Origin of the sequence: Limimaricola cinnabarinus LL-001, from assembly GCF_000466965.1 — a bacterium.
Lineage (GTDB): Bacteria > Pseudomonadota > Alphaproteobacteria > Rhodobacterales > Rhodobacteraceae > Limimaricola > Limimaricola cinnabarinus.
Window position 1 is genome coordinate 1 of record NZ_BATB01000034.1, and the last position, 25,674, is coordinate 25,674.

Sequence of the window (25,674 nt, forward strand, 5' to 3'; positions counted from 1 at the left end):
AGCTGGTGGCCGAGGGGCTGGTCGAGGGCGAGCGGCGCGGCAAGGAGCGCTACTATACCACCACCGAGCACGGGGCCGAGATCTGCCAGAAATACCGGCAATTGCGCGAAATCTGTCTGCTCGACACGCTTAATTCCATGGACTCCGACAGCGAGGAATTGCGCCGCTTGGCGACGGTTCTTCGTGGAATGTCAGGGCTCTACGATCAAGCGGCGCGATCCGTTGCCTCGGTTTGAGGATGCTTCGATCGAAAAATGTCGGCAAATTATCAACAATACGTTTACAACGGGCGCGGGGTCCGGCTAGCGTCACGTAACTGTTGCGAAAGGCCGGAGGGACTTCGATTTGGGTGACACGACCGCTCCGATCCTGACCGTCGAGGATCTGTCGATCTCCTTCGGCGACACCGAGGCCGTGCGCGGCCTGAGCTTCGAGGTGCCGCGCGGCGGCACGCTGGCCATCGTCGGCGAAAGCGGCTCGGGCAAATCGGTGACCTCGATGGCCGCGATGGGGCTCTTGAAGTTCACTGGCGGCCGCGTCACCTCGGGCCGGATCAGGCTGATCGGCAAGGACGGGGAGACCGAGATCACCGGCGCCTCCGAAGCCGCGCTGCGGCGCATCCGCGGCAACCGCATTTCGATGATCTTCCAAGAGCCGATGACCTCGCTCGACCCGGTCTTCACGATCGGCAGCCAGATCGGCGAGGCGCTGAAACTGCACCGGGGCCTGCGCGGCCGGGCGGCGCGAGACGAGGCGGCGCGCCTTCTGGAACTGGTGCGGCTGCCCAATGCGCGCGCCCAGCTCGACCGCTACCCGCACCAGCTCTCGGGCGGCATGCGGCAGCGGGTGATGATCGCGATGGCGGTGTCCTGCCGTCCCGACCTGCTGATCGCCGATGAGCCGACGACGGCGCTCGACGTGACGATTCAGGCCCAGATCCTGCAGATCATCCGCGACATGCAGACCGAATTCGGCACCTCGGTGATCTTCATCAGCCACGACATGGGCGTGGTCTCCGAGATGGCCGACGAGATCGTGGTGATGCGTCATGGCGAGATGGTCGAGACCGGCCCCGCCGAGGAAGTGATCCTGCGGCCCAAGGCGGATTACACCCGCGCGCTGATGGCCGCGGTGCCGAAGATCGGTGCCATGCAGGGTCAGGAAAACCCGCGCAAGTTCGACCTGCCGGGGCGGGCCGCCGAAGAGGCGGGTGCGCATCCCGCGCCGACGCGCGCCGAGCCGCTGGTCCGGCTCGAGAAGGTGACGACGCGCTACGATCTCACCTCTGGCTTTCTTGGCCGGGTCAGCCACCGCGTCCACGCCGCCGAGGAGGTCAGCTTCGAAATCCATCCCGGCGAGACGCTGGCGCTGGTCGGCGAGAGCGGCTCGGGCAAATCGACGGTCGGCAAGACGTTGCAGCAGCTGGTAAGCCCGGTCTCGGGGCGCATCCTCTATCGCGGCACCGACATCCTGTCGCTCGATCCGGCCGAGCGGCAGCGCTTCAAGCGCGAGATCCAGTACATCTTCCAAGACCCCTACGGCTCTCTGAACCCGCGCAAGACCGTGCGCCAGAGCCTGATCGAGCCGATGGCCACGCATGGGCTCATCACGAACGCCGACGCGCAGGTGGCCGAGCTGCTGACCTCGGTGGGGCTCAAGCCCGAACACGCAGGACGCTACCCGCACGAGTTCTCCGGCGGCCAGCGTCAGCGCATCGCCATCGCCCGCGCGCTCTCGGTCGATCCGGGGCTGATCATCGCCGACGAGGCGGTCTCGGCCCTCGATGTCAGCGTGCAGGCGCAGGTGATCAACCTGATGATGGACATCCAGGCCCGGCGCGGGCTGGCCTATCTCTTCATCAGCCACGACATGGCCGTGGTCGAGCGGGTCAGCCACCGCGTCGCGGTGATGTATCTGGGCGAGATCGTCGAGATGGGCACCCGCCGACAGGTCTTCGAGACGCCGCAACACCCCTATACGAAGCGCCTGCTGCGCGCCGTGCCGGTGATGGACCCGACCCGTCCGCCCGAGCGCGTCACGCTGACGGGCGACATCCCCAGCCCGGTCAGACCGGTCGGCGATCCGCGCCGCAGCCACGGCTTCGTCGAGGTCGCGCCGGGTCACCTGCTGGCCGACAATCACCGAGACTTCGAAAAATACAGGGAAGGTATCGCATCATGACGGATCTGAAATCGCGCCTGCTGGTCGCCGCACTCGCGGCCACCACCGCGCTCACCGCCGCCCCCGCCATCGCCGAAGGCACGCTCACCGTGGCACAGCGGCAGGACCCGGCCAACTGGGACCCGGTCGACACCTTCCTCGTCGCATGGGGCGCGGTCGCCTCGAACATCTATGACGGCCTCGTGCGCCGCGACGAGAACCTCGATCTGCAGCCCGGCCTCGCCGAAAGCTGGGAGGTGCTCGACGAGGGCATGCGCATCCGTTTCCAGCTGCGCGAGGGCGTGCAGTTCCACAATGGCGAGCCGTTCGACGCCGAGGCGGTGAAGTACACCTTCGACCGGCTTCTGGGCGAGGTCGGCGGCGCCGGTCCGCAGCAGTCGAACTACACCACGATCGAGAGCGTCGAGATCGTCGACGAGACCACCGTCGATTTCCACATGGCCCAGCCCGACCCGGTGATCCTGACCAAGCTGTCGGGCTACGGCGCGATGATCGTGCCGCCGCAATACATCGAGGATAACGGCCAGGAGCATTTCGACATGAACCCGGTCGGCACCGGCCCGTTCAAGTTCGTCAGCTACGAGCAGGGCGCTCGGATCGAGCTTCAGGCCAACGAGGACTATTTCGAGGGCGCGCCGGAACTCGACGGGCTGGTGTTCCGCTTCATCCGCGAGGATGCGACGCGTCTGGCCGAGCTGCAATCGGGTGGCGTGGATCTCGTCTCGGACGTGGCCTTCTCGGCGGTGCCGACCATCGAGCGTCGGACAATGCCGGGATCGTCGCGGTCTCCGGCCCCTCCATCTACTCTCTGGCGCTCAGGACCAAGGACGCCGTGACCGAGGATGTGCGGGTGCGCCGCGCGCTCAACATGGCGATCGACAAGCAGGCCCTGATCGACGCCTTCCTCGCCGGGCGCGGCAGCCCGATCGCCAGCCTGCAGGGCGAGCTGTCCTTCGGCTACGACCCCGAGCTCGAGGGCTACCCCTTCGATCCGCAGCAGGCGATGGCGCTGCTCGAGGAGGCCGGCGTCGCGCCCGGCACCGAGATGACCATCGACTACCGGGCCGGCAACTCGACCTTCAACGAGGTGGCGCAGGCGCTGACCGGCTTTTTCGCAGGGATCGGGCTCAATGTCGGGCTGAACCCGGTCGAGGACGGCGTCTTCCTCAACGAGATCGTGCCGCAGGGCCGGACCAACGAGATGTTCCAGTTCAGCTGGGGCGGCTGGACCTTCGATTTCGACAACACCGCCTATCTCTCCTACCACGAGGGCGAGAAGTGGAACCCCTATGGCACCTCCGAGGAGATGAACGCGCTTCTCGAAGAGCAGCGCCGCTCGCCCGATCAGGAGTTGCGCGAGGACATCCTGCAGCAGGTGGCCGAGCTGGCCCATGAAGAGGCCTACCATATCCCGCTCTATAACGAAGAGACGGTCTATGCGGTGGCCAACCGGGTCGAAGGCTTCGTGCCCGCCCCCGACAAGCGGCTGCGCCTCACCGAGGTGAGCGTCGCAGAGTAAGACTATACAGCTGGCGCGGGGGGCCGCCCCTCCCGCGCCGGAACCTCGCTTCCGGAGGCCGCCTTGCCCATCCTCTCCTTCATCCTCAAACGCGTGATCCAGGCCGGCTTCGTGCTGATCGCGGTGACGCTGTTCGTCTCATTCGCGATCCGTCTCACCGGCGATCCGGCGGTGATGATGCTGCGCGAATCCGCGAACGTGACCCCGGAGGATCTCGCGCGGATCCGCGAGGGGCTCGGCTTGAACCGGCCCTTCCTCGTGCAATACGGCGATTTCATCGGCGGGCTGCTGACCGGCGATCTGGGCAACAGCTTCTTCAGGGGCGCGATCGCGCCGCTGGTCTCCGGCGCGCTCGGCGCGACGCTTCTGCTGGCGCTGACGTCGCTGGCGGTGTCACTGCTGATCTCGGTGCCGCTGGGCATCTACGCGGCCACGCATCGCGGCTCCTTCGGGGATCAGCTGGTGCGGGTGCTGTCGCTGGCGGGGCTGTCCTTTCCGAATTTCTGGCTCGGCATCATGCTGGTGCTGATCTTCTCGGTGACGCTGCGCTGGCTGCCGCCATCGGGCTTCACGGGGCCGCAATCGCTGATCATGCCCGCCGTGACCATCGGCGTGATCCTGACCTCGACCAATTTGCGCATCGTGCGCACCACCATGCTCGACGTGCTGTCGTCGCAGTTCATCATGGTGGCCCGCGCCAAGGGGCTGTCGCAGGCCAAGGTGATCTACAAGCACGCGCTGCGGAACAGCTCGATCGCGCTGGTCACCTATCTCGGCCTGCAGTTCGGCTCGCTCATGGGCGGTCTCGTGGTGGTCGAGCTGGTGTTCAACTGGCCCGGCATGGGCACGCTCGCAATCGAGGCGATCGCGCAGCGCGATTACCCGATCCTGCAGACGGTGATCTCGATCCTCGCGGTGCTGATCGTCGCCGTGAACCTTCTGGTCGATCTTACCTATATGCTGCTCGACCCCCGCATCAGACTGGAGTGACGCCATGACGGGCTTCAAGAATTTCGAGTTCGTCGCGGGCCTCGTGCTGATCGTGCTGATCGGCGGTGCCGTGGCGCTGTCGCCGCTGCTCTTTCCCGATGGCGGCCGGGCCATGGACCTGACCGCGCGGCTGACCGCGCCTTTCGCGGGCTGGGAACACCCTCTGGGCACCGACCCGCTCGGGCGCGACATCCTTGCCCGTGTCGTCGTCGGAGGCCGCGTGTCGTTCTTCGTCGGCATCGTCTCGGCGCTCGGCGCGGTGGTGATCGGCACGGTGGTGGGCCTTCTGGCGGGCTATTACCGTGGGCCGTGGGACATGTTCCTGATGCGCTTTGCCGACATCCAGCTGGCGCTCCCGTTCATCCTTCTGGCGATGACGGTGATCGCGATCATCGGGCCCGGTCTCGACCGGATCATCGTGCTGATGATCGTCGCGCAATGGGTGCAGTATGCGCGGCTGATCCGCGGCTCGGTGCTGTCATTGAGGCAGGCGGAATTCGTGCAGGCGGCGCAGAGCTACGGCTTGCCGGACCGCAAGATCCTGTTCGGCCACATTCTGCCCAACGCGATGGGTCCGCTTGTGATCCTCGCCACGCTGAACGTCGCCAACAACATCCTGCTCGAAAGCAGCCTGACCTTCCTCGGCCTCGGGATCGACCCGCTGGTGCCGAGCTGGGGCGGCATGCTGGCGGATGGTCGCAACTACATCCAGACCGCGCCTTGGGTGACGATCTTTCCCGGCCTCGCGATCATGCTGACGGTGCTGGGTCTGAACCTGCTGGGCGACTGGCTGCGCGACCGGCTCGACCCGCTGGGCGCAACGAAATGACGAAGCGCGACTTCATTCGCACGATTGACGCGTTGCCCGGGAAGACAACCGCCGCTTGGGTGTTCGAAGGCCCGAGCGCGCGGCGCGCGGCGCAGGCACGGGCCCGCGCCGAGGGGCGCGATCTGCGATTGCGCTCGGCCTACAAGATATTGCTGCACGAGGTGCTGGAGCAGGGGCTGCTCGACGACGCGCCCCGCGCCACGATCCACTACCCGGTGGTCGAGGGCTGTCCCGAGGACCGGTTCCGGCTCGAATGCTATCCGCTACACGCGCTGGCCTCGCATTGCGAGATCGCCTTCGCGCCGCGCCCGCACGAGGGCGGCGGGCTGCCGGCCTACGAAATCGAGACGCCGGAGGCGCGCCATGTCGTGCCGGTACCGGTGCGCTGGGTCGAGCTTGAGGATGGAAGCCGGGCGCTCGCCGCCTGCGGCTGGGTCGAGGACAGGCAGGGTGGGCGGCACCTGCCGACCGAGTACGAGGCGATCTACGAGGCGGTTTGCAAGCATCTGCGCGCGATGCCGCTCGATCCGCTTTCGCCGGACGAGCCCGACGGGCCGTTCTTCGACCGGCTCGAGGTGATCGTGGAGTTGCCCTACGAGGATCAGGTCCTGCCGGTCGGCTCGGAAGTGATCTCGCTCGCCGAAGCGATGCATGAGGAGATCTACTTCACCGCGCTGGAAATCTTTCAGGAGCGGCTCGGCCTCGCGCCGGGACAACGCTCGGTCAAGGCCGGTCAGGTCGTGCCGCTGGTCCGGCGCGGCGACGCGCCCTGGTTGCAGATCCGCACCGTGCAGGCCGAGCCGGCGCTTGACCGCGACCAGCCCGGACGTCCCGCGCTCGACACGGCGACGCAGTGGCTCTACCCGGCACAGATCTCGGCGCATCTCGCCGCAATCGATGGTGTGAGCTATGCCGCCCGGTCGCGTCAGGGGCGGCTGGTCGAGGGGCGGCACGTCGCCGGGCGCGGCGCGGCGCGGCTCGCCATTTCGGCCGGGCAGCACGCCAATGAAAGCTCGCCCATGGTCGGGGCGCTGCGCGCAGGCCGCGACCTCGCCGCCGAGGGTGATGTGAGCTTCACCCTGAACCCGCTTGAAAACCCCGATGGCTATGCGCTCTTCCGCAAGCTTTGCGCCGACAACCCGCGCCACATGCACCACGCCGCCCGCTACACCGCGAGCGGTGCCGATCTGAGCCACGGGGCGGGACGCTACGAGAGCGCGATCCGCGATCTCGCCCATGCGCGGCTGCCGGCCGAGGTGCATGTGAACCTGCATGGCTACCCGTCGCATGAATGGACCCGGCCGCTCACCGGCTACATCCCGCGCGGCTTTGGCCAATGGACCATCCCCAAGGGGTTCTTCCTGATCCTGCGCCACGATGCGTCACAGGAGTCGCTGGCCCGCGCGGTGTTGCAGGCCGGTCTTGAGGCGCTGGCCGCGTTCCCCGAACTCGCGGCGCAGAACCGCCGGATGCTCGACCTTTACCGCCGCTATGTCGGGGCGGAGAGCTTTGAGATACATGGAGGCTGCATCCCCTTTACCGTGAGTCGCGAGGCCGAGGCGCTCTATCCGGTGACGCTGATCACCGAGGCCGCGGACGAGACCATCGGCGGCGAGGATTTCCGCATCGCGCAGGAAGGCCAGTACCGCGTGGTGCGTGCGGTGGCCGGGATGCTGCAGCGCCACGCCATGGTTGCCTGACCCTCGGCCTGTGGCGGACACCTGAGCGATTCACGGCGCCGGGGTCGCAGGGCCGGGCAGGGTCAAGGCACGATCTCCACGACGAAGACGACCGAGCCATGATCCCCGGGCGAAAGCGCACCCGTGCAGGTCCAGTTCAGCGGACCGCTATAGCCGGCAGGGGCGGGGGTGGCGACGTTGCAGGTCACGCCCGTGGCCAGAGCGACCGGATTGGCGGGGGCGGCATCGAGGGCCGTGTAGGGCGGCGTGCGATCGAATATGGCGATGTCGGTCACGGGTTCGGTCCCGGCATTGATGACCTCTATACGGTAGGACAGGCGATCGCCGGGAAAGCCTTCATTCGCCGTGCCCTCGCTGGTGCCCATCGTCACGTTCTCGACCGTCTTGCGCAGGATCAGCCCCGAGGCGGTTTCGCTGCCGAGCCGATCGGTGTTGATGCTTTGGTGCAAGGTTGTGGTCCGTGCGAAGGCCGTATCAGCGGACAGACGGAGCGCGAGGCTGCGCCCGGACCTATGTGCCCTGCGGAAACCCGCACGACGAGACAGACGACATCGCCCGCAACCACCGGCACCGCGCCGGACAAGGGCGCATCAGGCGCGCCATTGCAGCCGGGATCATCGAACAACGCAATGGCGTAGCTGCCCGTCGGCGTTTCACTGAGTACGCTGGTATCGAATGATACCGTGCCCTCCGACGTCGCGTGATACCGATGCCGCAGGCTGACCACCTGACCCGAGGAGATAGAAGCCACCTGGCTTTCGGTCAGGCGCGGAGCCGGCAACACGCCGAGATCGAGATCGAGATAGTCGGTTCCCGCGGCGGGTTCGAAGGTGAAGGTTCCGTCATGCGGGGACGCGTCGACGAGACCCGGCAGGCCGGAACTTCGTTCGGAGATCGGGATGTCGCCCGGCGCCGGAACGAGTTGGAGCGTGACGTTTCCGACATAGCTTGCCGGCAGGACATGGGACCAACTGCCGTCGGTGGCGACAACCTTCTCCGCCAAGAGTGAGCCGTCGGTGCCCAGAATACGCAGCCGGGCCGCCTGCGCGCTGGTTTCCGCGCCGCTTCGGATCGCGTCATGCGCCGTCGCCCCGCCAGAGCCGTCATCGACGAAGACTTGGCCCGCGAGGCGGCGTCCGCCGGTCATCCGCGCCATCGCATAGATGGCCTCGTCGTCATCGGCCACGCCGTCATTGCCGTCATCCACCAGCGGGCCGGTGTTCGGATCGCTGTCCGGGTCGGGCAGGGAGCTGTAGATGATCTCGGCGCGGTTCGTGGTTTCCCCCGTATCGAGCAGCCGCGCGTGATGGTCAGCGTCTCGGAGCTGCCCGCCAGTATCTCATCGACGAACCACAGCCCCGTCGCAGGATCATAGGTGTCCCCCGTCGCGGGTGCGTCATCCGACACGTATTCGAAGCCATCGGGCAGGCGGTCGATCACCTTGACCCCCGATGGCGACCCGCCGCCGCTGTTCTGCACGGTGATGATCCAGTCGATCAGATCTCCCGGCGCAGCCGAACTGCGTGGGGCGGTGGCCCTGCTCAGAGCCGCGTATTTGGTGATCGACAGATCCGCACCGGCCGCATCGAAGCCGAAATCCTGATCCGTGGTCACGCTGTTGGCGGTAACGGCGACGCCGAGGCGGGGATTGGAGGTGCCGATGGTGCGCCCGGTGCCAAGATCGGGGTCGGCCTCGTCGAGCAGGATGCGGTAGGTCGCGTTGACCAGAAGATCGCCGAAGCCGAACGTGCCGTCCGCCGCGGTTTCGACGGTGCCAAGGAGCAGGTCATCGGATGGGTCTGCGGACGTTCGTGCATCATCGAACAGCGTGATCCCGATCCCGGCCCCGAAATTCGCCTCGCCTGCATCGCGGACATCCGATGCGTTGTCGTCCTCATAAACATTGCCGGACACCGCGCCGAGAGGCACCGGAGCGGGGCCACGGCAGGACGCGCCATCGCTGACGCCACCTTCGTCGAAAGGCAGGGCCGCGATCTGGCGCGTCTGACCCGTGACGGTATCGATCAGGAAGAGGTTGTTGGTCGTGTTTGAATATCCATAGAGGCGTCCGTCCTCGTCGAACCAGACCGAGGCGAAGGTTCCCGCATAGATGGCCGGTCCGAACAGCACGGGCGTGATCGTGCCCGGCAGCCCGCCATTGACGGGAGCACGAAACATCCGGCCCGTCGCCTGATCGACGCCATAGACGAGGCCATCGGCGGGGTTCCAGGCGAAATCCTCGGTAAAGATGTCGCGCGACAGGTCCAAGAGACCGAGATTCGATGGTGCCGCCGGAACGGACAGGTCGATGATCTGCCACGTCACCTCGTCAACGGCGTAGATCATCGTGCCGTCGGGCAGGATATCACCGGCGTTGGCCGCGTCTTCTGCGCCCCCGATATTTCCCAGATCGGTGAAGGTGCCGCCACCGTCGACCCGGTACAGCCGCCTGCTGTTCGTGCGGACGCCGTAGAGGTAGCTGTCGACGGCGTTGAACCCCCATGCCCCGTCGCGCCTGTTGCCGGCGGAGCCCAGCGTCGTCTGGCCGACGGCATAGCTGTTGCCCGAAGCGGTGATCTGCAGCCGCCTCAGGATCGTGTCGCTTTCGTCGAAACGAAAGATCGATGCATCGCAAAGAAAGGGCGGCGGGTCGTTCGAGATGGTCAGGACATAATCCTCGACCTCGCCATCGAAGGCGGTCTGCGCGTCGAAGGTGTCGGTCGACCAGCGCAGTCGCGCATGTGTCGGAAGGCTGGTCGCACCGGCGGGAACCGACACTTCGAACGTGATGGAGCCGTTCACCGCCCCGTCCTTGTCCCCCGGAGCGCCGTCCTGCAGATCGCGGGCCACCCGCTCGTTCGTCTGCGCGAAGGTGCCGTCTCCATCGAAATCGATGAGCCCCTGCAGGTAGGCGGTCGCGGGTGCGGGTTCGACCACCTTGACCGTGATCTCGGCCAGCCCCCCGGCGTAGAGCTGGGGCAGGACAACGCCGTCCTCGTCGTCGCTCCCATCCAGATCGTCGCCGTCGGAGGTGGGCGTGTTCTGCGCGATCAGGTCCACGTCGGGGGGCACGGTCCCGAGGTAAATGGTCGTCGCACCTTCGATCACGTGCTGCGGATTACCATAGCTGGCGGGCGCGTCGCCCCGATCGGCGTCTGGCGGTGTCTTGAGGGTGATCGCATAATCTTCGACCTCGCCATCCGCGGCCGCGGTGATCGCGTCGAGACCGGCTACCGAGGAAAAGCGCAGCCGGGCAAAGGTCGGCACAAGGGGCGCGGTGGGCGGCACGGCGATATCGAAGGTGATGACACCATCGGCCGCACCATCCAGATCGCCCGCCCCCCCGTCGGTCAGATCGGCCGCAACCTGATCGCCCGGCGTCAGGAAGGTCCCATCGGCACCGAAATCGACGAAGACCGACAGCCGTCCCGTGCCGGGCGAGGGTTCCCCGACCGGGATCGCGACGCTCCGGGTCAATCCGCCATAAAGCTGGGGGAAGGCCTCTTCATCCTCGTCATCGCCGCGGGCATCGGTGTCGTCCCCCGACGCGTCCGCGCTATGCTGGGCGCTGCCGTCGCCGTCGCCGTTCACCGCCCCGATGCGAAGCGTCGAGGTGTCGGCATGTTCGGGGTCGCCATATGTGACGGGGGCGTCGCCACGGTCGGGACCCGAGCTGGCGTAGATGGTCGTGGGATCGTCGCGTCCCGCGCCCGGTCCGTTTTGCGCCACGCCATCGCCGTCGCCTCATTCTCGCTGTCGGAGAGATCGGACACAGGCGTGCCCGAAGGCGTGGTCCCGGTGACCTCCGCCTGATTGCTGATCAAGGTGTCGAGATCCTCGGGGATGAGGGTGTAGGTGGCCGTATAGATGGCCCTTTCGCCCGGCTCCAGCGTTCCTTCGGGCGACAGGGCGGTCGATGATTGGAAGGTGATGACGGGCGGCGTGCCTTTGCCGCTGAACTGCGTTTCGGCCAGTGCGACGTTGGTCAGCGTCACGTTGCCGAAATTCTCGGCCGTGAAGACATAGGCGATGGTCTCGCCCGGATCGGCATAGCCGTTCAGGTTGGCATCCGCCAAGGTGGCGAGTTTGAGAAGACCGACCGCCCCGACATCTATGGTCACGGTGGCAGGTGTCGAAAAAACCGCCCCCGCGCCGTTCTCGGGCCTTTGGTAGCGGTACTCGATGGGTGTCGGGACGCCGAAGAACGCGACGAAGGGGGTGAACGTCAGCTCGCCGGTCAGGTCGTCATAGCTCCATGTTCCCTCGCCGGGCATCTCGAAACCAATGCGATGATTGTCGGCATCCGTGATCACGTTGACTGCGCCGGCGGGGGGCACGAGGTCGATGGCCTGAAGCGCATAACGGCTCGGCTGGCCCGTATCGTTGGCCGGCGCGTTGTTGTTCTCGATGGCGATGGAATCGTTGTAGAGGATGTTGAGCGTCACGGGCTGGCCGAGCTGCTGCTCCTTCACGTCATCGATCAGGTTCGTCGGACGAAAATCCGCACAGGCGAAATCGAGCGTGTCCGCCTCCTCATAGGTGGGATTGGCGAGCAGGACGAGAAATCGTGTGTTCGCGGTGCGCCCGAACCTGAAAACCGACGTCTGCGGATAGAAGATCTCAAGCCCGGAAACCGGTTCGTTGTTGTAACCCTGGTCGCCTGACAGGATGAAGGTTTCGAAGCCGATGGTGCCGGGCCCGGTAAAGAAGGAGCGTTGCGTCGTCGCTGATTTGTCGATCCGGATGAACTCCACCTGTCCGCTGCAGATCTGCGAATACACCTGCTCGTTCGAGGGCCCGTCGATGTCGTTGATCTGGATGTGGACATCCGCCGTGACAGGGACGCCGCCGGTGTCGGAGTTTATGTCGTAGGTGCCAGCCTCATAGAGGTAGAAGTTCATGAAATGAGGATCTTGCGCCACTGAGGTGACCATGATCCTGCCATTGCCGGTGCCAAAGCTATGATCGAGCGTCGTCTCCGTCATCACGCCGACGATATCGACCGTCTGCCCGGCGACGGTGCCGGCGTTCTGCCAGATCGCGCGCTTGCCGACGGCAGAACCCACCACCTGCGGCGCACCGACCGGCTGTAGGATCAGCTGCTGCGCGACAAGGGCACCGGGCATTCCCATCAAGGCCAGCAGCGCCGCGATCGCCGGGGCCGCGCGCGTGAGAATTGCTCGGACGAACTGAGCCTTATTGATCATGGAGTGACTTTCCTCATCACCGCGCAAAGATGCGCCGCGCATGGCAACCGTCTTGCCAGAATAGGGCGAGGGTGCTTACGAAAACACTACCGAGGGGAATGGGCGCCGGTCCTGTCGGACAGTCGGACATAGCCATGTGAGCTCGGGATGATGCTTGCGCAGGTGTTCCTTGCCGGTAGCACGGTCATCGTCATCGTCATCGTCATCGTCATCGTCATCGTCATCGTCATCGTCATCGCCATGGCGATCGCGGATCGTGCCAAGCATTCGTGGCAACTTGCCCGCCGCACCACCGTCCGGTTCAAAGAGGATCCGGATCGGAGATGCAGCCTCGTCCAAGAGGGACTTCGTGGAAAACGCGATGCGTTAGGGGTCGATCAACACCCGTCGGTGTAAGCACTTCGGCAAGGCCGCATGTGGTTGACATGCCGATGCCGCATAGCTGCCGATCTGCGCCTGACCGGCGTCGCCATCCCCACGTATCTGGAGGACTGCAATGTATCGTCGACTGCCCCACTCATTCGCGCTTCTGCTTTGCATGACACTGCCCGGAGCGGGTGCTCTGGCCGATACAGGATTACGCGCGGGCCTTTTCGCGGCCTATGGGGGGGCACATTCGGTCCGGAGCGGGAACGATCTGCTGCTTGGCGATCAAGTGCCGGTGACCCTGCGACGCTGGGCGCCGTCCCGGGGAGAAGTGCGCATGTGCCGCGGGAGGCGATTCTTCGCATCGAAGGCGGCGATGCGCGGGCACGGCTGCGATCGCTCATCGCTTCGGCCGAGGTGGGGCGTGCCGGATATGATGCGATACAGCACGGTGCCCGTCGCCGCCCCTCGGAGGCCCCGACACGGATGACGATTGGACAGATTTTCGATTGGGTTGCCCGGACCCCGGGCCAGCCCCATGCCATCGGCCGATATCAGTTCATTCCCCCGACCCTGCGCAACCTCGTGCGCCGGTCGGGTCTGTCACGGGACACCCGTTTCTCTCCCGCCGTGCAGGATCATCTTGCCGACCTGTTGCTTGCGGATGCAGGTATCGCCCGCTTCGAGAGCGGACGCTTGGGCCGTCGCGACTTCATGAACAATCTCGCGCGGATCTGGGCCGGGTTGCCAAGCAGTTCCGGACGTTCGCATTATCACGGTGTCGCCGGCAACCGGGCGACGATCAGCTGGGTCAGTTTCGAGCGTGGAATGGACGCGATATACCGTTGAGACCCCCTTGATCGGCAAAGGCGCGCAGTCGTTGGCCCGATGATCCATGAACCGCGTCCGAAAGCCATGCGCATCGATATCCCCGAAGAGGAAGATGTCGGCCATGCTCTTGTTCATGAAGAGCCCCCGGTTCCGAGGCTTGCAGTCGCAATGGCGCGACCCTATGGCGCCCGGAACGCGATTGTGCAGTTTCGTGTAAAGTGAACGTTCACCCTCCGCTGACCTTTCGGGGCATGGGTAAACGCGACCCGTATTTGGCGGAGCGGGCCGCCTCGCGACGTCGTGTCGAATGGTCAAGTGCCCCCCTAGGCCAGTTCGGGTAGAACCAGTTACAAGCCAATCGGTCCCGGTTCTTCGGGCGGCCGGGGAGCAGCTTCTGAAAAGAAGCTATTTCAGGTTCTCGATCGACTGGCTGACCGCGCGGCCCATCTCTTCGTAAAACCGGGCGTAGTTCTGCACCCTTTGGCGGATCTCGGGCCGGTCTCGTGGCACGCGCTGCAACGTCTCACCGATCTCATCCCTGGCCCGTTCGAGACCGGTCACTACGGCGCCGAGCATGTTCTGGTAGGGGTTGTCAGCGAGGCGGAAGAAATCCTGCCGCTGGCCCGGCTTGCCAACCCGTTTGATCAGGCCGCGATCCTCGAGCAGCCGCGTGGCCGAGCTGACGCTGCCGCGGCTCACCTGAAGCGTCTCCGTGATCTCGCCGAAGGAGATGACGTCACCATCGAACACCAGAAGCGCGAAGATGCGCCCGGCGATGCGCGGCAGGCCTTCGTTCTGGGCGATCAGCCCGACCTTCTCGATGAAGTCGCTGCGAACTTCGTCCAAGCTGCCGGTTGTCGTGTCGGTCATGTAGGCGCTCCTTTGCATGTAACCTATGCGCCAAGGGATTGATCGTCCAGTTTGTTCACTACGATTTGTGACACGTTAACGGTGCAGAAAGCGGCGTCGCGCCTCCTCGGCGATTGCCTGCCGCATCTCGAGATCCGACAGCTGTGCCATCGCCGCCTTGCGTTCCTTCGCATCGGTCAGATCCAGCAGGACGGCCCTTTGCGCCGCGACCTGCTTTTTAAGAACGATTTTTTCGGGCAGCACGCCCGCTTCCGCCATGATCCGAAAGCCCGCCGCTTCTCCGGCATCGACACAGGCCTCACCGCTGCGGTCGGGCAGGGGCCTGCCTTCGCCTTCGAGCCCTTGCAAACCGCCTTCGGCAAGGGTCTTGAGAATGCGGCGCTCGGTCAGGCGTGACAACCGGGACATGCGACATCTCCTCTGATGGTGCCATGATGATGCTGTCGCCTGCCGGATGCGAGTTGGCCTTCGAGCATGCGGCAAGGTTAGCCGGTCGCGAGATCCCATAGGGTGCGTCGCAGGGCGTGGGCGGTCGGGAGTTCGATCCGCCCCGGCGCGATCGCCAGCAGCCGCTCGATGATCATGGCTTCGGATCGCAGTCGCTCGGACAGAAGCTCGACTCCCAGGTCGGGATCGCCCGCTTCGGTCGCTTCGAGGGCCTGTCGAAAAACGGTGCGCCGGGTCTGGGCCAGCGAGAGGAGAAGCTCCGTGGCGAGTTCGGGCGAGGGGGTCTCGAACACGCCTTCCTGCACGCCGTCGCGGATCAGCATGATCATCGCAGGGGCGATGGCCTCGGCTGTCGTAGCCGCGATCTGGTGAAACAGCTGGTCGTTGCCATGGCGCAGCATGGCGCGCGCGACCGGTCGCAGCTCCGGCACGATATGTGTGGATCCGAGCCCCGAGCGCTCCAGAAGTACATTGAGCCGAGCCATCACACCATCCGGCGTGAGCATGGCGAGCGTTCCGGTTCTGCGCGCGGCGTCTCTGGCAATCGCATCGAGGATGTCTTCCTTCCAAATGAAATGCTGCCGGAACGCCCCGACGGAGATCCCGGCCTCCTGAAGCACGTCCTGAACGGATGCCGCCGCGAAGCCACGCCGCTCGAAGACCTTCAGCGCCGCTTGCATGACGGCAGCGCGCGCATCGAGCGCTGGTAGCGCCATCCGGGAGCGGGACTCCGCAATACTGTTTGTCATCTCAAGAATCCCCGGACTGAACCACTATTCACGGTAATATAATATTCAGTACCTTCTGAACATACAGGCTTTGGGTGACGTTCCGTCGCAGGCAGCCCAAGCCGCTGTCTTGATCGGGATCGAGCACTGCAAGTGCGGTGATCAGGACGCGGCGGGGTTGTCTGGAAAGATCCGCAAATGCGGCGTGCCATCGGAGGTGCGGTCCGCGCTTGTCTCGTCCGGGCCGATGATAGCCGAGACCTGCCTGCGCCAATTGCTCATGCCGGCGAAGGCGATGACATCCACGGCAGCATCGAAGCGCAGCGTGACCCGGCAGCGCCCGCCTGCTTCGAGCATCTCGGCGCCAAGGATCACGCCTTCGAAGGCGTGCCCCAGATAGGCGCCGTGGACCCGTTGCCCGGCGCGGAAGGCTTCGGGCTCCGGTGCATCGGGAAGACCGGCGCGCAGGGTGTTCCAGTCACGGTGACCATGATGGCGGGCGACGGCTTCGAGCGCCTGCCCATGAGATATCTCCCGGCCCTTGGCGGCAATGGCCGCGCGCAGCTCCCGAGCCTGGGCCTTCGCGCTGCGCAGGGAGAGCGGGTTGATCGACATGATGAAATCCTTTCCAGTATCATGTGTCTCTAAATGCCGGGGCTCGCATTGCCGGCGGATCACATGCGGTCAGGAAAAACGGCGACCTCTCTTCATGGCTTCACCTCGGCAGAGCCAGCGAGCGGCGGGGGCCATGATCTCTGTGCCAGATCTAAGCTATGGCGCGACGACCGTCAAAACCTTCCGAACCGAAATGACGCCCTGTCATAGTGTCAGTATTTTCTGAAATGTCTGGACAATATTCGGGGTTGGGACTACATGCACACCATGCCGAGACCGACGGAGAGACGGAACATGACCAGCCATGCTGCCGAACTGACGGATCTACGCGCCGATTTCGTCGAGCGCCTTGGGGTGCTGGCCCAGGCCGAGGGCGGCTCGCGCAATGCCGGGCGGCTGTTCGGGCTGCTCGCCTTTGAGGGGCGTGCCATGACCGCCGCCGAGATCGCCGAGGCGCTGCGGATCGGTCGCAGCAGCGTGGTAGAAGGTGCGAAGTATCTCGAGACCCATGGCATGAGCCGCCGCCTTGGCCGGAAAGGCCAACGGCAAGACGAATTCGAACTGACGCCTTCCGTGCTTCCGGCCTTGCAGAACTGGATCCGTGCGCGCCGCGCCGCCGTGTGCCGGGAGTTCGACGAGATCATATCGGCCCTGCCGGACGAGGCGGGCGACACGCGTGAGCGGCTCGAGAGCTTTGCGCGATTTCACCGCCGCATCGAGGCGGCGATCGCTTCGGCGCAGGATGAGACATCCCGCCAATGACACGCGGCGACGGGCCGCTATTTCCATTCCGACCGGGCGTTTGGTCGCCCGGCATCAGGAGATCGATCATGACCACCCATGCAGAGACGACGGGCCCCGATACGGGCCGCACGCCCCTGAGCTTCGAGAGCGACAAAGGGTCCTCGAAGTCGAAATTCGTGGCCGGCGGGCTGGTGCTGGCGCTGTTGGGCTGGATGGGCAGTGGTTTCGTGCTGCCGTCGGAGCCCGAAGTGACCGAGGCGTCGGTCGAGCAGGCGCCGCGCCGCGTGGCCGTCGCGGTGCAGAACTCGGTCGCCCAGACCGTGGCGCAGGTCTTTGCCGCCGAGGGGCAGGCGCTGGCCGAGCGCGACACGCAGATCCTTGCCGAGACCGGCGGGCAGATCGCCGAGGTGCCGGTCCGGCGCGGCGCCGAGGTCGAGGCAGGCGACGTGATCGCGCGGTTCGAAACGGCCCAGGGCGACGCCGAACTGACGCAGGCGCAGGAAGAGCGTAACCGTGCCCAGAGGGAATTCGACAATGCGCAGACGCTTCTGGAGCGCGGCACCTCGACCGTCGATCGCGTGGCACAGGCCCGTTCGACGCTGGCCGCCGCCGAAGCCGCCGTGACGGCGGCCGAGGTGGCGCTTGGCGACACCATCGTGCGCGCGCCCTTCGATGGGCGGATCGAGACGCTCGAGGTCGAGGAGGGTGAGTTCGTCAATTCCGGCGCGCAGGTGGCGCGCATCGTCGACAACACGCCCCTCAAGATCGCGATCCAGATCCCGCAGCAGCAGCTCGCCGACATCGAGGCGGGTCAGGCGGCGCAGGTCGCCTTCATCACCGGCGAGACGGCGGAGGGCGAGGTCCGCTTTGTCGGGCGCAGCGCCGACGCGCAGACCCGCACCTTCACCGCCGAGATCGAGGTGCCCAATGCCGATGGCGCGATCCCGGCGGGGATCAGTGCGCAGGTCCGCATCGCCACCGGCGAGCAGGTGGCGCATTTCGTGTCGCCCGCGATCCTGTCACTCGGCACCGACGGCACGCTCGGCATCAAGACGGTCGACGCCGAAGAGCGGGTCGCGTTTCAGGAGGTCGAGATCATCCGGGCGCAGACCGACGGCATCTGGATCGGCGGCCTGCCCGAGACGGCGCGGATCATCAGCGTCGGTCAGGGCTTCGTGAATGATGGCGAGCTGGTCGATGCCCGCGCCGACGAAGCGCAGCAGGAAACGCCGACCGGCCCTGAGCCGGTCGTCCTCGGTGCCTCTGGCGGCGCGGATGAGGAGGTGGTCCAATGAACGGCCTGATCGATGCGGCCTTCAGCCGGACCCGCACCGTCATCCTCGCGCTGATCGCGATCCTGAGCGTCGGCGCGCTGTCCTATGTCTCGATCCCCAAGGAAAGCTCGCCCGAGATCCCGATCCCGGTGGTCTATGTCTTCACCACGCTCGAAGGCATCTCGCCGCAGGATGCCGAGCGGCTGCTGATCGAGCCGATGGAGACCGAGTTCGGCGCGCTCACCGGCCTCAAGAAGATGGAGGCCTCGGCCAGCGAGGGCCACGCTTCGATCATGCTGGAGTTCGAGCCGGGCTTCGACGCCGACGAGGCGCTCGATAGCGTGCGCGAGGCCGCTGACCGCGCCTCTGGCGAGCTGCCCGATGACGCCAGCGACATCACAGTGACCGAGACCAACACCGCGCTGTTCCCGATCCTCACCGCGATCCTCTCGGGCCCGGTGCCAGAGCGCACGCTGAACCAGCTGGCCGAGGATCTTCAGGACCGGATCGAGGGCTTGGGCGGCGTGCTGGAGGTCGATGTCGCGGGCTCGCGCAACGAGCTTCTGGAGGTGCTGATCGACCCCACGATCTTCGAGACCTACAACCTGTCCTTCGAGGAGCTGATCGGCCAGATCAGCCGCAACAACCGCCTGATCGCCGCCGGCGCCATCGAGAACGGCGCGGGTCGCATCGTGCTCAAGGTGCCGGGGCTGATCTCGGACATCGAAGACGTCATGGCGCTTCCCGTCAAGGTGCGCGGCGATACGGTCGTAACCTTCGGCGATGTCGCCACCATCCGCCGCACCTTTGCCGACCCGTCCGGCTTTGCCCGGATCGACGGCCAGCCGGCGCTGGCGCTCGAGGTCAAGAAGCGGATCGGCTCGAACGTCATCGAGACGGTGGCCGAAGTGAAGGAGGTCGTGGCCGAGGCGCAGGCCGGTTGGCCCGACAGCGTCGACATCAACTACATGCAAGACGAGAGCAAGCAGGTGAAGACCATGCTCTCGGATCTCGAAGCCAACGTCATCGCCGCCGTAATCCTGGTGATGATCGTCATCGTCTGGGCGCTCGGCATCCGCTCGGCGCTGCTGGTCGGGCTCTCGATCCCGGGCGCCTTCCTCGCCGGCGTGACGCTGCTTCTGGCGATGGGCTTCACGATGAACCTCGTGGTGCTGTTCTCGCTCATCCTCGTGGTCGGCATGCTGGTCGACGGCGCGATCGTCACCACCGAGCTGGCCGACCGCCAGTTGCAGGAGGGGGCCGCGCCGAAAGAGGCCTACGCCTATGCCGCCAAGCGCATGGCCTGGCCGATCATCGCCTCGACCGCGACGACATTGTCGGTGTTCTTCCCGCTGCTGTTCTGGTCCGGCACGGTGGGCGAGTTCATGAAGTTCCTGCCGATCACGGTGATCCTGACGCTTTCGGCCTCGCTTTTCATGGCGCTGATCTTCATCCCCGTGGTGGGCGGGATCATCGGCAAGCGGCCGCCGCAATCGGCCGGAGACAAGGCCAAACTGCATGCCGCCGAAGCGGGCGACCCGCGCGCGATCAAGGGCTTTACCGGCGCCTATGTGCGCCTCTTGGAGAAGGCGATCCTGCGGCCATGGGCCACGCTGATGTTCGCCTTTGCCTTTCTGCTCGCGGGCTTCGGCGCTTACGGCCAGTTCGGCAATGGCGTCAGCTTCTTTCCCTCGGTCGAGCCGGACTTCATGCAGGTGCAGGTCCGCGCCCGCGACAACTTCTCGATCTTCGAACGTGATCAGCTGGTGCGCCGGGTCGAGGAGCGTCTGGTGGACGAGCCCGAGATCGCCAGCGTCTATGCCCGCTCCACCGCCGGGTCGGGGCAGGGCGACGAAGAGATCATCGGCACCATCCAGCTCGAACTCACCGAATGGGACACACGCCGCACCGCGGCCGAGATCGGCGAGGAGATCCGCGGCGAGATGGCCGATATCGCCGGCATCGACGTGCAGGTGCAGACCGCGTCGAGCGGGCCTTCAGCAGGCAAGCCCGTCAACATCAAGGTTCGAAGCTCCGACCCCGAGGCCCAGGCCGCGGCGGTCGAGACGATCCGCGGTGCGATGGACCGCATCGGCGGCTTCACCGACGTCACCGACACGCGCCCGCTTCCGGGCGTCGAGTGGAGCATCCGGGTCAACCGCTCGGAGGCCGCACGTTTCGGGGCCGACGTGTCGCTCTTGGGTCAGGCGGTGCAGCTTCTGACGCAAGGCATCACCGTGGCCGACTACCGCCCGTCGGACGCCGACGGCTCGGTCGACATCCGCGTGCGCTTTCCCTCGGATGAGAGGACGCTCGAGGAACTGCAATCGCTACGCGTGCCGACCAATGCCGGTCTGGTGCCGATCTCGAACTTCGTGACCTTCGAGCCGAGCCCGCGCACCGGCACGATCAAGCGCATCGACCAGCGCCGCGTCGTGTCGATCGAGGCCAACGTGGCACCGGGCGTGCTGGTGAACGATCAGATCACCGAGCTGCGCGGTGCGATCGAGGGCGCGGATCTGCCGGAAACGGTGGACTGGTCGTTCGGTGGCGAGGCGCAGGATCAGGCGGATGCGATGATCTTCCTCGTCGGGGCTTTTGCTGCGGCGATCATCCTGATGTTCGCGATCCTGGTGACGCAGTTCAACAGCTTCTACCAAAGCTTCGTGGTGATGTCGGCGATCGTGTTCTCGGTCGCGGGGGTGCTGTTCGGCCTGATCGTCACGGGCCGCCCCTTCGGCGTCGTGATGGGCGGCATCGGGGTGATCGCGTTGGCGGGCATCGTGGTGAACAACAACATCGTGCTGATCGACACCTACAACGATCTCAAGAAGGCGGGCATGTCGCCCTACGAGGCGGCGATCCGCACCGGGGCGCAGCGTCTGCGGCCGGTGGTGCTCACCTCGGTGACGACGGCGCTGGGTCTGATGCCGATGGTGATCGGGCTCAACATCAACTTCTTCACCCGCGAGATCGTCTATGGCGCGCCCTCGACCCAGTGGTGGACCGAGCTGTCCTCGGCCATCGCCGGCGGCCTGATCGTGGCCACGGTGCTGACGCTGGTGGTGACGCCCGCGATGCTGATGCTCGGCGAGAAGAAGGGACGGCGGCACCTGCCGGCAGGGCAGGGCGGCGACACCACACCCGCCGCGATCCCGGCGCAGTAGTAGAAGAGGGCCGAACGCGCCCCGCATTCGAAAGATCGCGGGGCCGTCCTGTTCCGTGCGTCGGACGGGGCGGCCTTGGCCCTCGGGTCAGACCGTGCTGCCGAGACTGCTCTCGAGTGTTGCAAGTTCCTGTCCACCCGCCATCAAGTCCTGAAGCTCCTCGGGCGTGATCTCGCCGCGCTTGGCGGTGCCATAGGTGCGGCCCCGGTTCAGCACGGTGAAGCGGTCGCCCACCGCCATGGCGTGGCGCACGTTGTGGGTGATGAAGACCACCGCCACGCCCTGCTTGCGCACCTTGTCGATGGTGGCGAGGACGTTGGCGGTCTGGCGTACGCCCAAGGCCGAGGTCGGCTCGTCGAGGATCAGCACGCGGGCGCCGAAATGCACCGCGCGGGCGATCGCCACGGTCTGGCGTTCGCCGCCCGAGAGCGTGCCGACCGCCTGGTCCGGGCCGCGCAGCACGATGCCCATCTTTTCCATCTCGGTCATGGTCGTGCGGTTGGCGAGGTCGTGGTCGAAGAAGGAAAAGGGGCCGATCTTGCGCACCGGCTCGTTGCCCATGAAGAAGTTGCGGCTCACCGACATCAGCGGGATCATCGCGAGATGCTGGTGCACGGTGGCGATCCCGGCGGCGATGGCGTCGCGCGGATCGGCGAAGTGCATGTCGCGCCCTTCGAACAGGATCTTGCCGCGGGTCGGCTTGTGCACGCCCGAAAGCGTCTTGATGAAGGTCGATTTGCCCGCGCCGTTGTCGCCCAGAAGGCAGTGACATTCGCCGGCGTGGATGTCGACCGAGACGCCCGCAAGCGCGATGACCGAGCCGAAATGCTTCTCGATGTTCTTCATCTGGATCAGGGGCTGGGTCATGTCAGCGTTCTCCGGTGATGATGCGGCGGATATAGGTGTTGAGGATCACGGCGAAGAGCAGGATCACCCCGAGGAATACCCGGAAGAGCGAGCTTTCGACGCCCGCGAAGAACAGCCCCTGCTGGACCACGCCGAAGATCAGCGCGCCCAAGGCTGCCCCGATGACCGAGCCGTAGCCCCCCGTCAGCAGAGCGCCGCCGATAACTACGGCGATGATCGCCTCGAATTCCTTCAGGAGGCCGCGATCGGCACCAGCGGAGCCGAACTCCATCACCTGACAGGCGGCAAAGACGGTGGCGCAGAAGGCGGTGAACATGAACATGGAGATCTTGACCCGGTTCACCGGCACGCCCGAATTGCGCGCGGCCTCGGCGTCGCCACCGGCGGCGAAGATCCAGTTGCCGAAGCGCGTCCGGGTCAGCAGCACGTGGCCCACCACGACGAGACCAAGCGCCCAGACGATCAGCATCGGGATGCCGTTGACCACCGGCTCGCCTTCACGCGTGCCGCGCTCGAACGTGGCGATGATCCCGGACTCGCCCATCCATGTGAAGAATCCCTGCCCGATGGTGCCGCCAAAGAGATTGGCGAGCCAGTCGCCTTCGGCCGCCTCGCGGATGCCCCCGATGATGGTCTTGCGCTCGATGGTCTGCGGCAGAAAGATCGTGAAGCCGCGCAAGATGAACAAAAAAGGCCAGCGTCACGATGAAGCTGGGCAGGCCCGTGCGCACGACGATGAAGCCGTTGAGCGCACCGATCGACACGCACAGCGCGAAGGTCACGAGGATCGCGATCCACATCGGCCAGCCCAGCGTCACGCCGAAGATGGCGATCATCATGCCGGCAAAACCGATCATCGAGCCGACCGAAAGGTCGAATTCGCCCGCGATCATCAGGAGGCAGGCGCCGACGGCGATGATCATGAACTGCGCCGAGACGACGGACCAGTTCATGATGCCCTGGCTGTTGAACATGCCGCTGTCGAAGGCGAACAGTCCAAAGAAGACGAACACCGCCACGGTGCCCACGATGCCGCCCAGCTCGGGGCGGATCATCGCGCGGCGCATCGGCGAGATCTGCTTGACCCGTTCGTCCATCACGATTTGCGGTGTATCTGCCATGCCGGCTCACTCCAGGGATCGGTTGAAATCAGGTTGGGGGCGGCGCGAGGGGAGGGGCCGCCCCCGTCGCACGCTCAGCGGTATTCGCCGGCGAACTTCTCGACCATCTCCAGCGCCTCGGCTGTGACGAAGCCGGGGCCGGAGTTGATGTTGTTGCCGGGCAGCACGCCGTAGCGGTGGTAATTGGTCATCACCACGACGGGCAAGTAGGCCTGCAGGAAGGGCTGCTGGTCGATGCCCCACTCGATCACGCCATCCTTGATGCCCTGCACGATTTCGGCACCCAGATCGAAGGTGCCGAAATAGATGTCGCCCGCCATGCCGGTCTCATCGAGCGCGAGCAGCGTCGGATCGGCCGAGGTCGGCCCGAGGGTGAGCACCGCGTCGGTTTCGGGGTTGGCCGAGAGGTAGGCCTGCACCCGGTTCTTGATCTCGGCTGGATCCTGACCGCTGTCGATCATCTGCTCGCCCAGCTCGATGCCGAGCCCGTCGGCAAAGCCTGGCAGCGCTCGGTCGAGGCGGGCGAGCTGATGTAGTGGTTCACGCAGAGAAAGCTTTCGACGCCGTCCCCCTTGGCGCGTTCGCCCGCCGCAAGGCCCGCGTCGTATTCCGGCTGGCCCACATACATCAGCGCGCCGACCTCGCGCGCCTGCTCGGGCGTGCCCGAATTCATGATGATCACGTCGACGCCGCTGTCGACCGCCGAGCGGACCGGACCCGAGAGCACGTCGAAATCCGACAGGGTGGTGATTATGCCGTCCGGGCCGCTGGCGGCGGCCTGTTCGATGATCCGCGCCATGTCGGCGAGATCGCCGGTCGGCGGGTTGCGGTACTCGACCTCCACGTCCATCTGCTCGGCGGCGAGCGCGATCGCGTTCTTGATGGTGTTCCACCAGCTGTCGCTGTCGGGGGCGTGGCTGACGAGGATGTATTTCTCGCCCTCGGCCTGCGCTGTGGTGGCGGCGATCAACGGCGTGGCGGCGACGGTCGCGGCCAGCAGCAGCTTGTATGTCGGTGTCATCGGACATCCCTCCCTGGTGTCGTCGGTTGTGTCGAAGAGCGGTCCTCCACCGGCCCTTCGACTCCGACTACAGCACAAGGCCACACGTTTTGCAACCGGTTGCAATAGGCCGTGACGCAACTCATGCTGGACGCGGGCGTTCGGTGAGGTAGAGCTATGCGGTCGCGGGAAGGAAGGCGGGGGGTCATGGTGGTCACGCTCAAGGAGGTCGCCGAACGGGCGGGCGTGTCGCGCTCGGCGGTGTCGCGCACCTTCACCGACGGGGCCTCGGTCTCGCCCAAGATGCGGCGCAAGGTCGAGAAGGCGGCGCGCGATCTAGGCTACAGCCCGAACGCCTTGGCCTCCTCGCTCACCACCGGACGCACCAAGCTGATCGGGCTGGTATCGAGCAACTTTCACAACCCGTTCTTCCTTGAAATCTTCGATCTGTTCACCCGTGGCCTGCAAGAGCGCGGGCTGCGGCCCCTGCTGGTCAATCTCTCGGGCGAGACCGAGCCCGAAAACTCGGTGCGGATGCTGCGGCAATACTCGGTCGACGGCGTGATCGTCGCCTCCTCGACCCTGCCGCCGGGCTTTGCAATCGCGTTCCGCGAGGCGGGGGTGCCGGTGGTCAACGCCTTCGGGCGCTATGCCTCGGACCCGCAGGTGCACACGGTCGGGATCGACAACGTCGAATGCGGCCGGATAGCGGCGCGAACGCTGATCGCGCGCGGCTATGATCAGCTGGCGTTTCTCGGCGGCCCGGAGAGCGCCACTTCGACCCAAGATCGCCTGACCGGGTTCCGCGCCGAGATCGCGCAGCGGCATGGTGCCGAGCCGAGCGTGTCCTTCGCCGAGGCCTACACCTTCGAGGCGGGTCGGAGCGAGATGCAGCGCCTGTTGCAGGCGCCGCCGGCGGAGGCCTATTTCTGCGGCGACGACGTATTGTCGATCGGCGCGCTGTCGGCGCTGCGCGATCACGGGCTGTCGGTGCCGGGCGATGTCGGCGTGCTCGGGCTCAACGACATGGAAATGGCGGGCTGGGCCGGAACCGACCTGACTACGATCCGCCAGCCGATACGGCAGATCGTCGCCTCCTCGATCGAACTGATGGGGGCGATGCTCGACGAGCCGGACCGCTATCCGGAGGCACGGGTGTTTCCCTGCCGGATCGTCGAGCGTGCCACGCTCAGACCGCTGCCCGAGGCGGGTTGAGCC

The 25,674-nt window shown here is 65.8% G+C and carries 21 protein-coding genes and 3 pseudogenes; 13 read left to right on the forward strand and 11 right to left on the reverse strand.

The features are described from left to right. The 7 genes and pseudogenes from MBELCI_RS21050 to MBELCI_RS11710 all read left to right on the forward strand — a co-directional run. Positions 1 to 236: pseudogene (locus tag MBELCI_RS21050) on the forward strand (winged helix DNA-binding protein); the annotation flags it as partial. 109 nt (positions 237 to 345) lie between these two features. Continuing rightward, the gene (locus MBELCI_RS11690) at positions 346 to 2,181 is read left to right on the forward strand and encodes an ABC transporter ATP-binding protein (RefSeq protein ID WP_021694415.1); all 1,836 of its coding nucleotides are present in this window, start codon (positions 346 to 348) and stop codon (positions 2,179 to 2,181) included. Continuing rightward, entirely contained in the window at positions 2,178 to 3,017 is an 840-nt protein-coding gene (locus MBELCI_RS22295; RefSeq protein WP_021694416.1) for an ABC transporter substrate-binding protein, read from the forward strand. The genes MBELCI_RS11690 and MBELCI_RS22295 overlap by 4 nt, the downstream gene beginning before the upstream one ends. Continuing rightward, complete coding sequence (locus MBELCI_RS22300) at positions 2,990 to 3,700, forward strand: ABC transporter substrate-binding protein (RefSeq protein WP_439645926.1); 711 nt, start codon at positions 2,990 to 2,992, stop codon at positions 3,698 to 3,700. The genes MBELCI_RS22295 and MBELCI_RS22300 overlap by 28 nt, the downstream gene beginning before the upstream one ends. A gap of 63 nt (positions 3,701 to 3,763) precedes the next feature. Then, positions 3,764 to 4,690 (forward strand): ABC transporter permease, encoded by a 927-nt coding sequence (locus MBELCI_RS11700; RefSeq protein WP_021694418.1) that lies wholly within the window; start codon positions 3,764 to 3,766, stop codon positions 4,688 to 4,690. 4 nt (positions 4,691 to 4,694) lie between these two features. Beyond that, positions 4,695 to 5,519, forward strand: a complete 825-nt coding sequence (locus MBELCI_RS11705; RefSeq protein ID WP_021694419.1) for an ABC transporter permease — start codon at positions 4,695 to 4,697, stop codon at positions 5,517 to 5,519. A gap of 32 nt (positions 5,520 to 5,551) precedes the next feature. Continuing rightward, positions 5,552 to 7,219 (forward strand): M14 family metallopeptidase, encoded by a 1,668-nt coding sequence (locus tag MBELCI_RS11710; RefSeq protein ID WP_131505544.1) that lies wholly within the window; start codon positions 5,552 to 5,554, stop codon positions 7,217 to 7,219. Positions 7,220 to 7,281: 62 nt separating this feature from the next. Here MBELCI_RS11710 and MBELCI_RS19355 read toward each other — a convergent pair whose 3' ends face one another. From MBELCI_RS19355 to MBELCI_RS21680, 4 genes are read right to left on the reverse strand one after another with little or no spacing between them, the layout of a single operon-like run. Continuing rightward, positions 7,282 to 7,668, reverse strand: a complete 387-nt coding sequence (locus MBELCI_RS19355) for a hypothetical protein (protein ID WP_052512723.1) — start codon at positions 7,666 to 7,668, stop codon at positions 7,282 to 7,284. Further along, positions 7,614 to 8,426, reverse strand: a complete 813-nt coding sequence (locus MBELCI_RS19360) for a hypothetical protein (RefSeq protein ID WP_052512724.1) — start codon at positions 8,424 to 8,426, stop codon at positions 7,614 to 7,616. The genes MBELCI_RS19355 and MBELCI_RS19360 overlap by 55 nt, the downstream gene beginning before the upstream one ends. Then, positions 8,363 to 10,810: a DUF11 domain-containing protein gene (locus MBELCI_RS11715; RefSeq protein ID WP_021694423.1), complete on the reverse strand. Its 2,448-nt coding sequence runs from the start codon at positions 10,808 to 10,810 to the stop codon at positions 8,363 to 8,365. Before MBELCI_RS11715 ends, MBELCI_RS19360 begins: the two co-directional genes overlap by 64 nt. Next, on the reverse strand, positions 10,807 to 12,426 hold the full coding sequence (locus MBELCI_RS21680; RefSeq protein WP_021694424.1) for a CLIPPER-2 domain-containing protein: 1,620 nt from the start codon (positions 12,424 to 12,426) through the stop codon (positions 10,807 to 10,809). Before MBELCI_RS21680 ends, MBELCI_RS11715 begins: the two co-directional genes overlap by 4 nt. Positions 12,427 to 12,573: 147 nt before the next feature. Between MBELCI_RS21680 and MBELCI_RS21055 the strand changes: the two genes are divergently transcribed. After that, positions 12,574 to 12,822 carry a hypothetical protein gene (locus MBELCI_RS21055; RefSeq protein ID WP_021694425.1) on the forward strand — a complete coding sequence of 83 codons (249 nt, stop codon included), beginning with the start codon at positions 12,574 to 12,576 and terminating at the stop codon, positions 12,820 to 12,822. Between the two features lie 456 nt (positions 12,823 to 13,278). Beyond that, positions 13,279 to 13,641, forward strand: a complete 363-nt coding sequence (locus MBELCI_RS22995) for a lysozyme family protein (protein ID WP_500778222.1) — start codon at positions 13,279 to 13,281, stop codon at positions 13,639 to 13,641. 387 nt (positions 13,642 to 14,028) lie between these two features. On the opposite strand, the gene MBELCI_RS11730 is transcribed toward MBELCI_RS22995, so the two are convergent. The 4 genes from MBELCI_RS11730 to MBELCI_RS11745 all read right to left on the reverse strand — a co-directional run bounded on the left by MBELCI_RS11730 (position 14,029) and on the right by MBELCI_RS11745 (position 16,283). Further along, positions 14,029 to 14,493 carry a GbsR/MarR family transcriptional regulator gene (locus tag MBELCI_RS11730; protein WP_021694427.1) on the reverse strand — a complete coding sequence of 155 codons (465 nt, stop codon included), beginning with the start codon at positions 14,491 to 14,493 and terminating at the stop codon, positions 14,029 to 14,031. 75 nt (positions 14,494 to 14,568) lie between these two features. Next, positions 14,569 to 14,901: a DnaJ family domain-containing protein gene (locus tag MBELCI_RS11735; protein ID WP_021694428.1), complete on the reverse strand. Its 333-nt coding sequence runs from the start codon at positions 14,899 to 14,901 to the stop codon at positions 14,569 to 14,571. A 77-nt stretch (positions 14,902 to 14,978) separates the two neighbouring features. After that, on the reverse strand, positions 14,979 to 15,689 hold the full coding sequence (locus MBELCI_RS11740; protein ID WP_081698570.1) for a TetR/AcrR family transcriptional regulator: 711 nt from the start codon (positions 15,687 to 15,689) through the stop codon (positions 14,979 to 14,981). Between the two features lie 141 nt (positions 15,690 to 15,830). Continuing rightward, on the reverse strand, positions 15,831 to 16,283 hold the full coding sequence (locus MBELCI_RS11745) for a glyoxalase superfamily protein (protein ID WP_021694430.1): 453 nt from the start codon (positions 16,281 to 16,283) through the stop codon (positions 15,831 to 15,833). Between the two features lie 294 nt (positions 16,284 to 16,577). On the opposite strand from MBELCI_RS11745, the gene MBELCI_RS19365 reads away from it, so the two are divergent. The 3 genes from MBELCI_RS19365 to MBELCI_RS11760 all read left to right on the forward strand — a co-directional run bounded on the left by MBELCI_RS19365 (position 16,578) and on the right by MBELCI_RS11760 (position 21,468). Next, a complete protein-coding gene (locus MBELCI_RS19365) occupies positions 16,578 to 17,045 on the forward strand; it encodes a GbsR/MarR family transcriptional regulator (protein WP_021694431.1) in 468 nt (155 codons plus the stop codon). A 68-nt stretch (positions 17,046 to 17,113) separates the two neighbouring features. Continuing rightward, positions 17,114 to 18,322, forward strand: coding sequence for an efflux RND transporter periplasmic adaptor subunit (locus MBELCI_RS11755; RefSeq protein WP_021694432.1), 1,209 nt, complete (start codon positions 17,114 to 17,116; stop codon positions 18,320 to 18,322). After that, positions 18,319 to 21,468 carry an efflux RND transporter permease subunit gene (locus MBELCI_RS11760; protein WP_021694433.1) on the forward strand — a complete coding sequence of 1,050 codons (3,150 nt, stop codon included), beginning with the start codon at positions 18,319 to 18,321 and terminating at the stop codon, positions 21,466 to 21,468. The genes MBELCI_RS11755 and MBELCI_RS11760 overlap by 4 nt, the downstream gene beginning before the upstream one ends. An 87-nt stretch (positions 21,469 to 21,555) precedes the next feature. Here the strand turns inward: MBELCI_RS11760 and MBELCI_RS11765 are convergent, their stop codons facing one another. The 3 genes and pseudogenes from MBELCI_RS11765 to MBELCI_RS11775 form a co-directional block, all read right to left on the reverse strand. Continuing rightward, the gene (locus MBELCI_RS11765) at positions 21,556 to 22,335 is read right to left on the reverse strand and encodes an ATP-binding cassette domain-containing protein (RefSeq protein ID WP_021694434.1); all 780 of its coding nucleotides are present in this window, start codon (positions 22,333 to 22,335) and stop codon (positions 21,556 to 21,558) included. 1 nt (position 22,336) lies between these two features. Continuing rightward, positions 22,337 to 23,432 (reverse strand): annotated as a pseudogene (locus MBELCI_RS11770) (ABC transporter permease). 98 nt (positions 23,433 to 23,530) lie between these two features. Beyond that, positions 23,531 to 24,477 (reverse strand): annotated as a pseudogene (locus MBELCI_RS11775) (sugar ABC transporter substrate-binding protein). Between the two features lie 186 nt (positions 24,478 to 24,663). Between MBELCI_RS11775 and MBELCI_RS11780 the strand changes: the two are divergent. Next, positions 24,664 to 25,671 carry a LacI family DNA-binding transcriptional regulator gene (locus tag MBELCI_RS11780; RefSeq protein WP_021694437.1) on the forward strand — a complete coding sequence of 336 codons (1,008 nt, stop codon included), beginning with the start codon at positions 24,664 to 24,666 and terminating at the stop codon, positions 25,669 to 25,671. Positions 25,672 to 25,674 lie beyond the last annotated feature (3 nt).

Coding starts and splice junctions, on each gene's coding strand:
- MBELCI_RS22995 (WP_500778222.1), top strand. CDS start 13,279: ATGACGATTGGACAGATTTTCGATTGGGTTGCCCGGACCCCGGGCCAG.
- MBELCI_RS11740 (WP_081698570.1), bottom strand. CDS start 15,689: ATGACAAACAGTATTGCGGAGTCCCGCTCCCGGATGGCGCTACCAGCG.
- MBELCI_RS11765 (WP_021694434.1), bottom strand. CDS start 22,335: ATGACCCAGCCCCTGATCCAGATGAAGAACATCGAGAAGCATTTCGGC.
- MBELCI_RS21680 (WP_021694424.1), bottom strand. CDS start 12,426: ATGATCAATAAGGCTCAGTTCGTCCGAGCAATTCTCACGCGCGCGGCC.
- MBELCI_RS11745 (WP_021694430.1), bottom strand. CDS start 16,283: ATGTCGATCAACCCGCTCTCCCTGCGCAGCGCGAAGGCCCAGGCTCGG.
- MBELCI_RS22295 (WP_021694416.1), top strand. CDS start 2,178: ATGACGGATCTGAAATCGCGCCTGCTGGTCGCCGCACTCGCGGCCACC.
- MBELCI_RS11730 (WP_021694427.1), bottom strand. CDS start 14,493: ATGACCGACACGACAACCGGCAGCTTGGACGAAGTTCGCAGCGACTTC.
- MBELCI_RS19365 (WP_021694431.1), top strand. CDS start 16,578: ATGACCAGCCATGCTGCCGAACTGACGGATCTACGCGCCGATTTCGTC.
- MBELCI_RS11760 (WP_021694433.1), top strand. CDS start 18,319: ATGAACGGCCTGATCGATGCGGCCTTCAGCCGGACCCGCACCGTCATC.
- MBELCI_RS11735 (WP_021694428.1), bottom strand. CDS start 14,901: ATGTCCCGGTTGTCACGCCTGACCGAGCGCCGCATTCTCAAGACCCTT.
- MBELCI_RS11705 (WP_021694419.1), top strand. CDS start 4,695: ATGACGGGCTTCAAGAATTTCGAGTTCGTCGCGGGCCTCGTGCTGATC.
- MBELCI_RS11755 (WP_021694432.1), top strand. CDS start 17,114: ATGACCACCCATGCAGAGACGACGGGCCCCGATACGGGCCGCACGCCC.
- MBELCI_RS11780 (WP_021694437.1), top strand. CDS start 24,664: ATGGTGGTCACGCTCAAGGAGGTCGCCGAACGGGCGGGCGTGTCGCGC.
- MBELCI_RS21055 (WP_021694425.1), top strand. CDS start 12,574: ATGATGCTTGCGCAGGTGTTCCTTGCCGGTAGCACGGTCATCGTCATC.